Raw genomic sequence first — 12070 nt, 5'->3', positions numbered from 1 at the left:
TATTTCCGGTTAATAAAATTCAGATACCGCGATACACGGTCTTGATCTGGGAGTAGAACTCCAGACCAGCCCGACCCGACTCACGGAAAGTGGATGTGCTGGACTGTTTCAGTCCACCAAAAGGGGCATTGATCAAGTTGCCGGTTGTTGTGCGATTGATCTTGACCGTCCCAGCCTCAATGTCATTGGCAAAGCGATGCGCATAGTCGGCACTGCGCGTCACAATGGCGGCCGACAAGCCATATTCAGTGTCATTGGCCATGGCCAGCGCCTGCTCGTAGGAATCAATTTCCAGCAAGGCAATCACCGGACCAAAGATTTCTTCGCGAGCAATACGCATCTGCTGGGTCACGTCTGTAAACAAAGCCGGACGCATGAACAAGCCACGTGCATAGTCGCCTTCGGTCAAACGTTCGCCGCCCAGTAAATGGGTGGCCTCCTGCTTGCCGATGGCCACATAGTCCAGAATGCTTGCCAGTTGGCTTTCGGTGGCAATGGGGCCCAGGTCGGGGTTGCCATTCAAACCATTACCCACGGTCAAGGCGCTGACTTTCTCTACCAAGCGCCGGGTGAATTCCTCTTTGACCTGACGATGCACCAGCACACGGCTGGTGCCCGTGCAGGCCTGGCCACTTAAGGAAAACCCACCTTGAACCACCAGCTTGACGGCCAGATCCAGGTCGGCGTCTTCCATGACAATCAGGGGGTTCTTGCCACCCAACTCCATCTGGGTGCGAGTGCTCATGCGGGCTTGACGACAAATATCTTCACCCGCCTGGGTCGAGCCGGTAAACGAAATGGCACGTACCTGAGGGGATTGCACCAGCGTGGGCCCCACTTCACTGGCCCTGCCATGTACCAGGTTCAGTACACCGGCCGGAACCCCTGCTTGTGCAAAGGCTTCGCACAGGTAATAACCCGTCAACGGCGTCTCCGACGAAGGTTTGAAAACGACGGTATTACCCGTAATCAAGGCAGGCGCAATTTTGCGTGCCGGGATGGAGATGGGGAAATTCCAGGGCGCAATTACGGACACCACACCCAAGGGTTCGCGCTGGGTATACACCAGTTGCTGCGCATCATCCTGCGGAAAGGTCTCGCCGGTATAGGTTTGGCCTTCAACCGCATAAAAACGCAGGGTCTGGGCCGAGCGCCCTACTTCCATCTTGCTTTGCGCCAGCGTTTTGCCCTCTTCTCGCGTCAGACCCTGAGCGATACGATCAACATTGGCATCCAGCCAGGCCGCCGCCGCATTCAGCACACGGGCCCGGGTGGAAATCGGTGTTGCTCGCCATCCTGCAAAAGCAGCCTGAGCAGCAGCAACGGCTGCCTGTGCGTCCTCAGCCGTGGACAGAGGGAAAGCCCCCACGACATCGTCCCGATCGGCCGGACTCAAATTGGGCTTCGTGCGCCCACTCTGGCTGGGCTGCCACTGCCCATTAATGTAATTGTCGAAAACGACGTCCTTGAGATTGTCCACCGCTGTACTTCCTTGTTTCTAAATCGGCGGGCAGCCTATCTGCCCGCCCGGCTGGCCGACTTACGCTGCTTCCAATTGCAGATCCTGCAAGCTGATCTCGTCTTTGACGTAATCGTTGTACAGGGAAGTGGTATACAGTAGACGCATCTCGGCACCAATTTCGCAGATACGCAAGCAACGCTGCTGCAGTTCCACCGTGTTCGCATGCTCAAGCACGATCTGGTAACCACGCTCGCCGTGGATTTCGTCCGACACAATGTGCAGGTCGAAAAACTCCACTTCTTCGTCCGTGAAGCCGTATTTTTCGCGCAAGGTTGGGGTCTGCTTGCGGTAAATGGATGGCACTTGGGACTCCAGGCCCACCACCAGTCCCGCCACGGCGACGACGGGGTCTTCACGCATGGCAATGGCATAACACCAGGCCTGCAAGGCGCGGGTGGTGGCATTCATGTTGTCGGGGTCTTCAATACGTGCCCGTGTCGTGCCGCAAGCTTCGCCAAAGCGGATCAGCAGATCTGTGTGGCGGTCACCGCCAATTTCCTCTTCGTACATATTGGCCAGCAAGAAGTCTTTGGCTTCCACGTATTCAGCGGGAGTGCGGGCATACAGATAACCCAGGTAATCGGCAAAAGGGCCGACATAGTGATAGTGGTTTTCAGCCCAGCGAGCCAGATGCTCACGGCTTAGCTTGCCGCTGGCCCAGGCAATACTGAAAGGGGAAGTATTGGCACTTTTCCCTTTAATGGCGGTTTCCAGTGCGGTGCGAAATTCATCGCGATTCAGCAGTTTTTCCATGACTGTTTCCTTGTTGAAAGACGTCGCCCTGACAGCAGCCGACGAAATATGAGGTTTGGACTATTTAAGTATATTGTATACCGTCTACTATTTTAGAAAGTAGGGAATAACCCTGCCTGTTTATCAAACCAACGCCACGCAGCCATCTTTGCGCGGGTCCGATACGGCTTTCAGGCGGCCATCCGCCAAGCGCTCCACCGCTTGTGCACCGCCAAAATCGCTACGGCCTGCCAGTTCGCCGACTCCCTTGTCGGGCGCCCCATACCCGTGTTCACGCAGGAAGGCCGTACGGCTCGCATCAAAGCCGTCTTCCAGAGCCAGACGCCCAGCCCCCTCCAGACGCCAGCGCGGTGCGAACAAGGCTCGCTCCAAAGGCCAGCCATCGCGCAAGACACGGGTCCATATCTGTATCTGGCCCTGGGGTTGCATCAAACCGCCCACCACACCCAGCCCCATATGGAACTGGCCCGTCTTCAAGGCCAGAGACGGGACAACCGTGTGATACGGACGTTTTCCCGGACCGGGGCCATTCACATGCCCAGGCTCGGAGAAGCCAAAGCCTCGGTTTTGCAGCACAAACCCACAGCCAGGCACGGCGAAACCGGAGCCAAACCGTTTGAAAATACTGGACATGAACGTGACGGCCAATCCGTCCTCGTCAACCACAACCGTGCAAACCGTATTGCCTGCCGGATCACACACGACCTGAGCAGCTTGACTCATTGCCCCTTCGGTCGCCTGGATCAATGCCAACTCCGCCTCATCATCATCCAAGGGTCGGTGCCAGGCGCTTTGGACCGCGTCCAGCACGGCCACCCCATGTGTGTTGGGCGGACACTCATACAGACTGAACTCCCCCAGCGATGCGCTGACCGGTTCACAGAAAAATCCTTTATGCCGACGAAAGTCCTCCGCCCGCAACAGCCCTTGTACCCGTTCCATTGCCTGTTCAGCCTGCCATGCGGGGCGCCCCAGATAGAAGGCATCGGGTCCTTGCGTGGCGATGTCCTGCAAGACAGCCGCCAGCTCCGGGTTCAGGTACTGCTCTCCTGCCTTGGGCGGCTTGCCCGCCCTATAAAGAGCGGCACACTCGGGATCGCGATGCAGCACAAAATCAAAGATTTGCCATTCACGCGCCGCCACCGACGCCACCGCAAAACCTTCCTGTGCTGCCTGGATGGCGGGCTGAAGCAAGCGGGCCCAATCCAGACGGCCATAGCGCTGATGCATATCCCACCACCCTCGCACTAGGCCGGGCGTGGTAATGGACAGCACATGGCGCTCGGGAATCCGTCCCCCAGGCAAGGCCTGAACCTGCTCTGCCTTCAACAGCAAAGGCGCCGCTCCGCTACCGTTATAAGCCACTGGCTTACTGTTCGGCGGTGCAACCATCGCCAGCAAGTCGCCGCCTATCCCCGTTGCCATCGGTTCAACGACGCCCATGACGGCATCAGCCGCAATGGCCGCATCCACCGCACTACCCTTGAGTTCCAGCATGGCCTGCGCGGCCCGAACCGCCAAGGGGTGTCCGGCAGCCACGGCCCACTGTTTCCCCAAACCCTGTTTTTCACCTGCGCTATAGGCTGTCGTTCCCATACCGATCATCCAAACACCAGTACGGCACAGATTGTCGAAATCGCCATCCCGGTCAGTACCGGTACCGTCAAGGCCCGCACCAGATCAAGCACATGCACCCGAGCAAAACCTGCCACCGCAATCAAGGACGACCAGGCGATCAAGGTGCCACCACCGGTCCAGATCGCACCGATCTGTCCTACCGCTGCCAAGGTTTCGATGTCCAGACCCGACACAGGGCTCAACGCCGAGGCCAGGGTGCCCGTCAGAGGCAGACCCGAGAAGCCCGACCCATCAATACCCGAGATCATCCCCACCAACAGGACACCAAACGCCACCAGAAAATGATTGTCCGGAATCAGATGCTGACCGGCTGAAATCAACTCGAACAAGAGGCTAGGTGTTTGTGCCAGTGGAATGCCTAAAATGGCAGAGGTCGCTTCACTGGCGCCCAGGAAGAAGAAACCAGCGATTGGCAACACCGAGCCCATGGCGCGAAACGCGAATACAAAGCCATCGGTCATATGATCCGGACAGGTGTCCAGCATGCGCCGTGGACCTTCTGCCATACAGGTGGCAATCATCATCAACACAAAGGCGACGCCCCCCACCAAACCGGCAGCATCTCCACCACGCAGAACGGGTAAGGACGGGATAAAGCGGGGCAGCAGCATGATGCCAATCACCGCCAGGAACGCCAGTGGAGTGATCCAGGCCAGAATGCGCGAATAACGTTCTTCCTTGGCACTTAAGCCGGAGTGCACCGTGTGTTCATTACCCGCCGTCCCACGGGCCATCTCTGCCTTGTCATACGTCCCTTGGGATTCCACGTCATCCAGCGTGCTGTCCGGTGCCTGACGCATCCAGGCGTCCAGCAAACGGCTGTCTGCCGGCTTGAAATGGCGACGCATCAACAAGAACGCCAAGGTCAGCGCGACACCCCCCGTAATCCAGGACAACACCAGCGCGCGGTCAGCCAGCACGGCAACATCAGCACCGACACCGGCTGCCTTGGCGCTGATGCCCGGAGCAACCCCAATGATGTAGTCCGACGATAGCGCCATGCCCTGCCCACAGATGGCGATCGCCATCGCACCGACCAATGGTGGCAAACCAGCCGCAATAGCCGCCGGCAGCAAAATGGCCGACACCAGAGGCACTGCAGGCGTAGGCCAGAAGAACAGGGAAATAAAATAGGTCGCTGCAGCAATCATCAAAAAGGACGAGGCACTATTGACCATGACCTTGCGAAAGGGGGCCACCATCTTCACATCGGCTTCCAGCCGCTTTAAGGAATTGAGCAACGCTGTCATGAAGGTGATTACCAGGAAGATGTTGAACAGTTCCTGAGCCGCCACGAAGCTGGCCGAAAAAATACTGATTAAGCCCTGAATAGGGCTGCCCGTTATGGCCGTGACTACCGCCAAGGTCCCAATGACGGATGGCACCACTACGTTGGCCCGGAAAATCATCGTAATGATGATCACCAGGACGCTGATCAAATAAGCCCAGTGCGCCGCACCGAGCACCACGTCGCTTTGCATGTATCCCCCTTTCCTTCTCTTTTTTCTGAATATTTAGTATTCCTGAAACGGTATACTATCTTCAATTAATGATCAAAATCAGAAAAAACTATCAAAAACTGGGGAAAACTCTAAGAATTTCATGTTTGAAACACTTAGATTGAATACCTTATACAAATAAAAGGATGTTTATGGCGGCTTTAATTGACCTCGTGGACCCGCTGTCCTGGCTGCTGATGGCCTGCCTGGTGGTTTTGGCCGCGTTTTTACAAGGAGTGGGAGGGATTGGATTTGCCATGCTGGTGGCGCCCATTGCCGCCCTGATCTTCCCACAGCTAGTACCAGGGCCGCTGTTGGCCTTGGGCGGTAGCGTCTCTTTACTGGCGGCCCTGCGAGAACGTCAACATATCGTGCCTAATGTCGTGGTCTGCGCGCTGGGCGGGCGGGCCACGGGCTCGCTTATCGCTGTCTTGGGTATGACGCAACTACCGATAGCCGCCGTCAACCTGGGTTTTGCATTTGCCATCTTGGGCGCAGTCGCTCTCAGCGCCTGGGGCCTGCGAATACTACCCTCCACACGCAACATGATTCTGGCGGGTATTGCATCGGGGATCATGGGCACGCTAACCTCGGTCGGCGCCCCTGCCCTGGCAATTGCCATGCAGAATCTGGCGCCGGCACAGCTACGCGCGTCACTCGGCCTTATTCTCTTTCTAGGCGCGAGCCTGTCTTTGGTATTGCTGATGCTGGTTGGCCTGTTCTCCTTGCAACAAGCCATGCTCAGCATTGTGCTCTACCCATTCATGTTGCTGGGTTTTGCTCTATCAGGACAATTACGCCATCAAGTCAGCCTGCCATTAATGCGCAGGCTGCTATTGGGTATTTGTTCCATCAGCGCCCTGGTCTTGATTGCACGCACGCTGTGGCACTGAATACTTAGCCCCCAAACTGTATACCATATTCAGAAAAGTGCGCCTACACCGTATAATCGTGTCTGGCCCTTTTGCCCGATTGCACAGGTCGTACCATGAATATCCCCAGTTTCAACCTTCCCAATTCCCTTGTCGATGCGGATAACCGCCGCTTGGGTGATCAGCATGCCTCATTGTTTGCGGTAATACGCGACCAATTGCGTGAACGTATTCTGAGCGGTGAATTCCATCCTGGCGACCGCCTGGTGGAGGGCAAACTGGCGAGCGAGCTGGGGGTCTCACGTATTCCTGTACGGGAAGCCCTGCGCGAGCTGGCCTCCGAAGGCCTGGTCACTATCGAACCACGACGGGGGGCCTCCGTGGCCGTATTGTCGGCCGAGATTGCCTATAACATGGCTGAAGTGCGCGCCACTCTTGAGGGGCTTAATGCCAAGTTGGCCGCTCAACGCCAGGACCCGGCCAATATTGAAAAACTGCAAACCATTCTGAGTCAGGGCCATGAAGCCATGGATGCCGGCAATCTGGAATTGCTCAAATCCCTGAACCGGCAATTTCATGAAACCCTGGCCACCATGTCGGGCAATATCGTACTGACCGAGCTGATGCGCTCCTTACGTGATCGCACCGCGCTGCTCTTTGCCCCCAGCAATCTGCAGCGCATCCGCCAGAACTGGGAAGATCACGCCCAAATCCTGAACGCGGTTGTGGCCGGTAACAGCGATCTGGCCAACCTGCTGGCGACCCAGCACGTACACAATGCGGCCAAGGCCTATCAGGATGCCCAAAACGGCGAGAAAACCTGATCAAGCAGAGCGGCTCGCTCTTAACGCGGTCTCAAAGACCATCCAAACCGATGCCAGGCGCCGTTGGTACTTGTGTGCGCCACCAAACAACAACTCGCTTTGCAGGCTGTCGATCAAGGCCATGTAAGTCATGGCCAAGGTATCCACACGTAAACCCGTCTCGGACTTAGTCAGGGCAGACAGCTCCAGGGCCTGATGGATGATGCTTTCCAGGTCCTCCATAAACACGTGCATGGGTTCCATCACCACATCGTACAAATGCACAGGCGGGGCAAATAAGGTACGAATCCAAAAACGTACTTGATGCGATTGCTCAAAGCGCTCCTGTATCCCTTCCAGATAGGCCCGCAACTGCTGCTTGATCTCATCGCCCCCTTGCAGAACCTGACGTGCATGGTTCAGCTCATCATCCACAATCTTTGGAATCAGGCTCAGAAACAGCTCATCCTTGTTGCGAAAATGGGCATAGACAGAGGGCTTTTTAATGCCCACATCCGCGGCAATCTCGTTCATGGTGGTGGCATCAAAGCCCTGAACAGCAAAGCGCGCCAACGCGGCATCCTGCAGTTTTTCAGTCGTGGTTTTGCTCACAGTCCAACACGCTCTCAGTCAAAGACTCATCATCAAGGCCACCATCACGGCCCGCCGCAAACGCTTATTTTACAGTCCCCAGCTCCCCGACCGATCTTGTTACCGTGCGGCAACGGCCGGCCAGAACATACAACAGAATCGACAGCAGACCGCAGCCACCAATCGCCAAAGGCACAACGTGCGGCCCAGGCACCGCCAGACTGACGATGTAGCCCACCACCGCCGAAATCAGATAATGGAACATACCCATCAAGGCCGCAGCGGTACCAGCCTGAGGGCCAGCCACGTTCATGGTCAAGGCCGTCACGTTACCAAAAACCATTCCTAAAGAACCGACCGACATGGCGATCAAGGCGGCATATAGGATCAGGCCCGCCACGTCTGCTTGCACCGCCACATACAAGAGCCAGGCCGAAGCCGTATGGACAATCAGCCCTAAGGCCAGCACCCGAGAAGTAGGCATCCCGGCCTTCAACACGTAATTGCTGACGACCCCACCCAGGACCAACGCCACCGAGTTACCGGCAAACACATAACTGAACACAGCGGGCGACAAAGCAAAATGCTGCGTGAACACAAAAGCCGAGCCACTGATATAAACAAATAAGGCAGCCAGTGCAAAACCACCGGAACCGGTATACGCCATGAATGGCTTATTGCCCAGCTCGCGTCCATAGGCGCGAACAATATGACCGGGATTCAAAGGAACACGCTGCGTCACGGGCAAGGAGTCCGGGATGGTCTTGAGCCCCCACAACAAACCCATCGTCCCTAAAAAAGCCAACATCCAAAAAATGGCCCGCCAATCTGCATGGCGCAATAAATACGCGCCCCAAATAGGAGCCACAATCGGTGCGATCATCATCACCTGCATCAATAACGAAAAGATGCGTGCCGACTCTTTCATATCGCACAAATCCGCCACAATCGCGCGCGGTGTGACGAGCCCTGCTGCCGCACCCAAGGCCTGAATAAAACGCGCAAGGAGCAAAGCCTCAACCGATGTGGCCAAAGCACCAAGAATCGAACCAATCACAAAGATGACAACGCCCAGCAGCAAGGGAACTCGGCGCCCGAAACGGTCCAGCAAAGGGCCATAAATACCTTGCCCCAAAGCCAGGCCCGCCAGAAAGATAGACAGCGTTTGCTGAATCCGTCCCGAGGAAACTCCCAGCTCCTGCGCAATGGCAGGCATACCCGGCAAATACATATCGATTGCCATCGCGTCCAATGCCGTCAACATGGCCAGCAACAAGATCAATGACCAAGCCAGGCTCCTGGTACGTGACAAATCACTCATGTTGCACTCTCTGTCGCACGGAAAAACAAAAACCCAAACACACTGACACCCCTGTCCATAGCAATTTCAATCCAAACTACCTACCGATAGGTAGGAAAGTCGTTACTGTACTCTTTTTCAGGATGTGGGCGAAAAAAAACCCCGGTAAATACCGGGGTTCCTGAGCGCCTGAGCAGCTAAAACTTAAATGTCCAGCAAATCACCCATGTCATCAGCGTGCTCTTCTTCCACGGCCATGATCTCGACCAGCATCTGGCGAGTGGTCGGGTCGGTGTCACCAATGCGTTCAATCATTTGGCGATAGGACTCGATGGCAATACGCTCGGCAATCAGGTTGGCGCGAATCATGGATTTGATGTCACCGCTATCGTCATATTCCGCATGGCTGCGTTGGGCCAGGTTTTTGGGATTGAAATCCGGCTCGCCGTTCAACTGCACAATACGTTCGGCAATGCGGTCGGCATGCTCGGCCTCTTGCTGGGCATGCTCCAGAAACTCGGCTTTGATAGGCTCGTTGTTCAAACCGGTGGCAGTAAAGTAGTGGCGCTTGTAGCGCATCACACAGACCAGCTCAGTGGCCAGAGCCTCATTGAGCATTTGGATGATCTCTTCACGATTGCCCTTGTAGCCGGATGCCACCGCACCATCGTCCACAAACTTCTTGGCAGCTGCGCGGATAGCAGCAACATCGATAGGACCTTGGCTGGGTTTATCAGCTTTGTGCTTACTCATTGCATTCCTCCGTATTGATTCCCACCGCAAAAGCGCGGCACTGTATCGTGCAACAACCGGAAACGAACACACGGACTCCATAACCAACAAGTGCTTGCCCTAAGGACAAGCGCTTTACCTAAACCTGGGCTTGAAGTCTGCACGCTGCTGGTGATCCAAACCGGTCGCGCAAGAAACTGAACAAAGTGAATAGGTGCCTTTCATGGTAGCGATTGCCCCTTGGCTTGGAAAGCGCAAAACAGCCGCCTCCAGTTGCAGGAAACTAGGTCTTTGAGCAATAAAAAACTGAAAATCAGGCCGTATGAAAGCCGCTCAAAATCACCATCCATGCGGGCTAAGCACGAAATTTGCTACTGGTTTTCCCCAATAAAAACGGCTATCGCCCTTCTCAAGCAGAGATACAAGCTCAAACACTTGGATACAGGTTCGACGCTATCAACGGCCTGTCTCAAGCCAGTATTGATATGTTTTTTATTTATCGCCTCCTTTCATAAAAAAACGACAACATCGATTAATATGAAACGGTCGTTACTACTTCTTGATTGTTATGACATCAATGAGATGGCTACTTCTGACCTATAAAGTCCCCTCTGAGCCTAGTGCCAAACGCCTGGCACTATGGCGACGTTTGAAAAGCCTGGGCGCGGTGTATCTGCAAAACGGGGTGTGCGTGCTGCCCAAAACCGACGAGCATGTACGCCGCCTAAAGGTGCTGGAAAACGACATCGCCACCATGCAAGGCGAATGCGTCTTGCTGGAAACCATTGCACTGGACAAGGCCCAGGAAAACAAGGTCATCGCCCGTTTCACGGACGAGCGCAACGATCAGTATCAGGAGCTGCTGGGCCGGTGCAAAGACTTCGAGGCCGAGATCGACAAGGAAATTTCGATTCAGAAATTCACCTATGCCGAACTGGACGAAGAAGAAACTGACCTTAAGAAACTGGAAAACTGGTACGAGAAAATCCGGAAGCTGGATTTTTATGGCGCCCCCCTGGCACCGCTTGCCCAAGAGCGTCTGCAAGCGTGTCAGGCACGGCTGGATGCGTATGCCCAGATGGTCTATGACGCTCATGAAGAAAACTGCTGATCCTGCACCGACACCGGCCGCCGCCCCCTCCAGGGCCAGCATTCACCGCAGCGTCTGGGCATTGGGCTTTGTATCCATGTTCATGGACATTTCCTCAGAACTGATCCACGCTCTGCTGCCCATTTACATGGTTACCGTCCTGGGTACCTCGGTACTGGCAGTAGGCGTTATCGAAGGCATTGCCGAGGCCACCGCCTCCATCATGAAAGTGTTTTCCGGCGCGGTCAGCGACCGTTTTGGAAAGCGTAAACTGCTGGCCGTCATTGGCTATGGGCTGGCAGCCCTGACCAAACCCATTTTTCCCCTGGCAAACTCACTGGACTGGCTGGTCGGCGCCCGCTTTGTAGACCGCATCGGCAAAGGCATACGCGGTGCCCCCCGTGACGCCCTGATCGCCGATGTCACTGGCCCCGAATCGCGTGGGGCGGCCTACGGTTTGCGGCAAACGCTCGATACCGTTGGCGCCTTTGTCGGCCCCCTGCTGGCCATCGGGCTGATGTGGTGGACAGCCAATAATTACCAGTTGATCTTCTGGGTTGCCGTGCTGCCTGCCTTTGCTTCGATCGCCGTTCTGGTGCTCTTTGTGCGCGAGCCCACCTTACCCGCCAACACCCGCCCCCGCAAACTACCCCTGAACCGGGAAGACCTGAGCCGTTTGGGTTCCCGCTATTGGTCGATTGTCGCCATTGGTCTGGCCTTTACATTGGCCCGTTTCAGCGAAGCCTTCCTTCTCTTGCGCGCAGAGGCCAGCGGCTTACCACCCATGTGGGCTCCAGCCGTCCTGGTTGTCATGGGAGTGGCCTTTTCCCTGTCTGCCTACCCTGCAGGTGTGCTGTCGGATCGCATGCGTAAAACCGACCTGCTCCTGATCGGAGTGACCCTGCTGATTGCAGCCGACCTGCTCCTGGCCTTTGTCCCCGGCTTGCTGGGTTTGGGTCTGGGCGTTGCTTTGTGGGGCCTGCATATGGGCTTTACCCAAGGCCTGTTCAGCGTCCTGATTGCCGACAGCGCCCCCGCCGAACTGCGTGGCACCGCCTTTGGCCTGTTCCATCTGCTAATCGGCATCGCCTTGCTGCTGGCCAGTGTTATTGCCGGTATGCTCTGGGACACCATTGGCTTCCAAGGCACCTTTGCCGCTGGCGCACTTTTTGCGATTTTGACTGGGGTAGGTTTGCTCACCCTACGACACTCAACCCAAGGAGCGTTCTAAGCCACGGCCTGAGTCCCTCAAGCGACAGGCCATTATTGG

The 12070-nt window shown here is 56.0% G+C and carries 11 protein-coding genes; 4 read left to right on the top strand and 7 right to left on the bottom strand.

What is annotated here, in order from left to right:
- Positions 1 to 19: 19 nt before the first annotated feature.
- The 4 genes from AC6I6N_RS14930 to AC6I6N_RS14915 all read right to left on the bottom strand — a co-directional run bounded on the left by AC6I6N_RS14930 (position 20) and on the right by AC6I6N_RS14915 (position 5394).
- Positions 20 to 1480 carry an aldehyde dehydrogenase family protein gene (locus AC6I6N_RS14930; protein ID WP_094198109.1) on the bottom strand — a complete coding sequence of 487 codons (1461 nt, stop codon included), beginning with the start codon at positions 1478 to 1480 and terminating at the stop codon, positions 20 to 22.
- A 60-nt stretch (positions 1481 to 1540) separates the two neighbouring features.
- Positions 1541 to 2275, bottom strand: a complete 735-nt coding sequence (locus tag AC6I6N_RS14925) for an iron-containing redox enzyme family protein (RefSeq protein ID WP_094198110.1) — start codon at positions 2273 to 2275, stop codon at positions 1541 to 1543.
- Positions 2276 to 2398: 123 nt separating this feature from the next.
- A complete protein-coding gene (locus AC6I6N_RS14920) occupies positions 2399 to 3871 on the bottom strand; it encodes a gamma-glutamyltransferase family protein (RefSeq protein ID WP_234354361.1) in 1473 nt (490 codons plus the stop codon).
- Positions 3872 to 3876: 5 nt separating this feature from the next.
- The gene (locus AC6I6N_RS14915) at positions 3877 to 5394 is read right to left on the bottom strand and encodes a hypothetical protein (protein WP_094198112.1); all 1518 of its coding nucleotides are present in this window, start codon (positions 5392 to 5394) and stop codon (positions 3877 to 3879) included.
- Positions 5395 to 5564: 170 nt separating this feature from the next.
- Between AC6I6N_RS14915 and AC6I6N_RS14910 the strand changes: the two genes are divergently transcribed.
- Together AC6I6N_RS14910 and AC6I6N_RS14905 are read left to right on the top strand one after the other, a co-directional pair.
- A complete protein-coding gene (locus AC6I6N_RS14910) occupies positions 5565 to 6305 on the top strand; it encodes a TSUP family transporter (protein ID WP_094198464.1) in 741 nt (246 codons plus the stop codon).
- 95 nt (positions 6306 to 6400) lie between these two features.
- Positions 6401 to 7108: a GntR family transcriptional regulator gene (locus tag AC6I6N_RS14905; RefSeq protein WP_094198113.1), complete on the top strand. Its 708-nt coding sequence runs from the start codon at positions 6401 to 6403 to the stop codon at positions 7106 to 7108.
- Here the strand turns inward: AC6I6N_RS14905 and AC6I6N_RS14900 are convergent, their stop codons facing one another.
- The 3 genes from AC6I6N_RS14900 to AC6I6N_RS14890 all read right to left on the bottom strand — a co-directional run bounded on the left by AC6I6N_RS14900 (position 7109) and on the right by AC6I6N_RS14890 (position 9731).
- Positions 7109 to 7699, bottom strand: coding sequence for a TetR/AcrR family transcriptional regulator (locus AC6I6N_RS14900; RefSeq protein ID WP_427956043.1), 591 nt, complete (start codon positions 7697 to 7699; stop codon positions 7109 to 7111).
- Between the two features lie 64 nt (positions 7700 to 7763).
- Positions 7764 to 8999 (bottom strand): multidrug effflux MFS transporter, encoded by a 1236-nt coding sequence (locus tag AC6I6N_RS14895; protein ID WP_230019447.1) that lies wholly within the window; start codon positions 8997 to 8999, stop codon positions 7764 to 7766.
- A gap of 183 nt (positions 9000 to 9182) precedes the next feature.
- Positions 9183 to 9731 (bottom strand): ferritin-like domain-containing protein, encoded by a 549-nt coding sequence (locus AC6I6N_RS14890; RefSeq protein WP_094198116.1) that lies wholly within the window; start codon positions 9729 to 9731, stop codon positions 9183 to 9185.
- 556 nt (positions 9732 to 10287) lie between these two features.
- On the opposite strand from AC6I6N_RS14890, the gene AC6I6N_RS14885 reads away from it, so the two are divergent.
- Both AC6I6N_RS14885 and AC6I6N_RS14880 read left to right on the top strand, forming a co-directional pair.
- A complete protein-coding gene (locus AC6I6N_RS14885) occupies positions 10288 to 10821 on the top strand; it encodes a Chromate resistance protein ChrB (protein ID WP_125277226.1) in 534 nt (177 codons plus the stop codon).
- A complete protein-coding gene (locus AC6I6N_RS14880) occupies positions 10805 to 12031 on the top strand; it encodes an MFS transporter (protein WP_429647225.1) in 1227 nt (408 codons plus the stop codon). Before AC6I6N_RS14885 ends, AC6I6N_RS14880 begins: the two co-directional genes overlap by 17 nt.
- Positions 12032 to 12070 lie beyond the last annotated feature (39 nt).

It is taken from the genome of Alcaligenes sp. LTN-3 (genome assembly GCF_059735605.1).
The sequence above is the reverse complement of the archived record's forward strand: the minus strand, read 5'-3'. Positions and strand labels throughout refer to the sequence as shown.